Genomic DNA, 2,061 nt, shown 5'->3' on the forward strand with positions numbered 1-2,061 from the left:
CCCGGCCCCGGCGCGCGCCGTCGACGCCGCGGAACACCCCGCCGGCGTCGGCGCCGGCGGGGAGGCGGCGGTCCAGCGGGCGGTCCTCGTCGACGGCGCGGAAGTGGCCGATCCGGCCCGCTTCGTCAAGGACGCCGGACTGGACTACCTCGTCACGGACACCGGTCGGCAGGTGCTGCGCTACGCGCCGCGGCTGACTGCCGACGTGCCCCTGCGGGTGAAGGACGGCGAGGAGCTCGTCCTCGAGGTCGGGCGCATCGCGGCGATGATCGACCTGGTCCACTCCATCAACAGCAGCGGGATCCTGGGGCGCAGGACCCTGTCCGGGCAGGGGATGACCTTCACCGGTTCGAACGACGAGGGCAACAGGACCGCGTTGGCGGTGAACGTGCTCGACATGCGCGCGGGCGGTTCCGACGCGGACGTCCGGGGCGTGGTGGACGAGTCGCTGACGGCACCCGACCGGGGCAGCTTCAGCGTGGCCATGGAGCGTCCCGTGGACGAGGACGTGATCCTCGCCGAGATGGCCGGGGCCGTTCCCGGTGCCGGGTTGAGCGAGGCGGAGCTCGCCGGGCTCCGCAAGGACGCCGCGGGCGACGAGGGCATGTTCCGCATGCTGGTCTCGGCCGTGCTGAACAACAAGCTCGCGGGTGCCCACGCGGACACGGTGGCCCAGTACCGGTCACTGCTCCAGGACCGGACCCAGAACACGGCGATGGCGATCATCGGCGGCCCGGGGGCCGACATCGCCATCAGGGGACCGGGTCTGGAGTCCTACGAGTCCGACGTGCCGTCCGACCGGATCCCGCCCGGGCCGGGCGGGTTCACCTCCCTGGTGCTTCCCCGGTGGTTCGAACCGTACGCGCCCCTCCTGATGGACCGGGGATGGCCGGAGGGCGTCGCGCTGAGGTTCGCCGGGGACCGGCAGATCACCGCGTACTACCGCGCCAACGACACCGACCACCCCGTCACCGTCAATGCCCCGGACTACGCCACCGAGATCGAGGCCCAGCTGCGGAAGTTCCAGCTGGTCGCCACCCACATCCTCAAGACCGCCAGTCTCTGACGGGACCGGCGCCTCACACGCTCACGGCGTCCGCCAGGTGGGCGCCGAACTCGCTCTCCAGGACCAGGCGTCCGAGCTTGCGGTACTCCTGGGCGATCGCCGTGACCAGGTGCCGCATGGTGAGCGGGCCGTCGGCCTCCGCGGCGAGGTAGGCCGCGGTGACCGCGCAGGCCCGGATCGAGCCGCCGGCCAGTTCGAAGCGGTCCGCGCAGAAGGCGAGGTCGAGGTCGTCGGCCCGGGGCAGCCGGTCGCCCAGGCAGCGGTCCCACAGGGCGAGGCGCTGGCCGGTGTCCGGCACCGGGAAGTCCGCGACCACGTCCAGGCGGCGGGTGAACGCCTCGTCCAGGTTGGCCCGCAGGTTGGTGGTCAGCACCGCGATCCCGTCGAACGACTCCATGCGCTGGAGCAGGTACGCCGACTCGATGTTGGCGTGCCGGTCGTGCGCGTCCTTCACCTCCGAACGCCTGCCGAAGATCGCGTCGGCCTCGTCGAAGAGCAGCACCGCGTTGACCGCCGACGCCTCGGTGAAGATGCGCTCCAGGTTCTTCTCGGTCTCCCCGATGTACTTGTCCACCACGGTGGACAGGTCCACCACGTACAGGTCCATGCCGAGGTCCGCGGCGACGACCTCGGCGGACATGGTCTTGCCGGTGCCCGACTCGCCGGCGAACAGCGCGATGACGCCGCGCCCCCGGCCGCCGCCGGGCCGCATCCCCCACTGTCCGAGCACCTGCTCGCGGTGGCGGGCGCGCAGCGCGAGTTCCCGCAGCCGCCGGTGGGTGGCGGGCGGCAGCACCAGGTCGTCCCACCCGACGCCCGGCTCCACCCGCCGGGCGAGCCGGTCCAGCCCCGCACCGTTCTGGGCGCGGACGGCGACGCGCAGGTCGTCCGGTCCGACGGGACGGCCGTCGAGGGCGGCCGTGCGCACCGCCGCGTCGGCGGCCCGGCGCAGCTGCCCGGCGTCCAGCCGGTGCGCGGCGACGGCCCGGGCGAGC

Annotated in this window: 2 protein-coding genes; one reads left to right on the plus strand and one right to left on the minus strand. The window is 73.3% G+C overall.

Annotated elements, in window-relative coordinates:
• A partial coding sequence (locus ABTY20_RS35125) for a hypothetical protein (RefSeq protein ID WP_352001194.1) occupies positions 1–1,066 on the plus strand: 1,066 nt, incomplete at its 5' end.
• A 13-nt stretch (positions 1,067–1,079) separates the two neighbouring features.
• Here the strand turns inward: ABTY20_RS35125 and ABTY20_RS35130 are convergent.
• Positions 1,080–2,061: ATP-binding protein (locus tag ABTY20_RS35130; protein ID WP_352001195.1), on the minus strand; the 982-nt coding region annotated here is incomplete at its 5' end.

The sequence above is a fragment of the Streptomyces sp. NPDC126497 genome, assembly GCF_040302425.1.
In the GTDB taxonomy this organism is placed as follows: Bacteria; Actinomycetota; Actinomycetes; order Streptomycetales; family Streptomycetaceae; genus Streptomyces.